The 309-nt window shown below is 59.5% G+C and carries 1 protein-coding gene; it reads right to left on the bottom strand.

What is annotated here, in order from left to right; genetic code table 11:
- Positions 1-118: 118 nt before the first annotated feature.
- A partial coding sequence (locus P3H15_RS54845) for a hypothetical protein (protein ID WP_276144934.1) occupies positions 119-309 on the bottom strand: 191 nt, incomplete at its 5' end.

Genomic DNA, 309 nt, shown 5'->3' with positions numbered 1-309 from the left:
ACGACCTCCGTGCCGACGCCGTCGGCGGGGATCGATGCAATCTTGAACGTCTGCGGTGCCATGTCGTTGCCTCCATCGTGTTGTGCTCGTCACAGTGTGTGATGCATCCATTAACCCGTCACACTCGCGCAGCGTCCATGACCAAGAAGTGATCCGGCTTATAGGTTTCACCTAATCGGCGGGTGTTTCCGCAGGTAGAGTGAGTGGCCCGGATAGCGGTTCGGCGCGAGGTGAACGAAAACGAGGTGAGCCGGTGGACGCGCGGCAGTTGCGGTACTTCCTGGCGGTGGTCGATCAGGGTGGAATCAA

The organism is Rhodococcus sp. T2V, assembly GCF_029269925.1.
Lineage (GTDB): Bacteria > Actinomycetota > Actinomycetes > Mycobacteriales > Mycobacteriaceae > Rhodococcus_F > Rhodococcus_F koreensis.
Note: the sequence above shows the minus strand (reverse complement) of the source record. Positions and strands in the feature narration are given on the sequence as shown.